Annotated in this window: 1 protein-coding gene; it reads left to right on the plus strand. The window is 40.6% G+C overall.

Annotated elements, in window-relative coordinates:
* On the plus strand, positions 1-364 hold a 364-nt coding region (locus ACJ5GX_RS02945), incomplete at its 5' end, for a group II intron maturase-specific domain-containing protein (RefSeq protein WP_495292685.1).
* Between the last annotated feature and the right edge of the window lie 119 nt (positions 365-483).

Below are 483 nucleotides of genomic sequence, written 5' to 3' on the forward strand. Positions count from 1 at the left end.
GATCGACAATGAAATTTGGCATAGTTTATGGAAATGGGCAAAGAAAAGACATCCTCGTAAAGGATTACGTTGGATAAAGAATCGTTACTTCAAAGTAATGGGTCAACGCCAATGGGTTTTTGCTGCACCCATATGCAAGAACAAACCAAAAGAGATACGGTATTTAAGACTGCTTAAGCTGATTGATATACCTATCAGACGACATGTTAAAATCAGAGCGGATGCAAATCCCCTTGACTTAAAATGGAAAAAGTATTTTGATGAGAGAGTGAAACGAACAAGAATGTTAGCAAGCTCTTTCTCAAGAGAAGGTTCTCTACTGTTGGTGTCACCATTAAGAATGATGTTTCCTGAGGAATCATGAAGGACAAGCCGGTTCTAGAAAAGAAGAACTTAGATAAGGGGCTCAAGCGTAGTGTGGGGAAACCTGCATGCTGCGTTTCTAAGGGAGGGGGTAGTAGTAATACTGCTTCCTTACCTGAC

The organism is Wolbachia endosymbiont of Tuta absoluta (genome assembly GCF_059414725.1).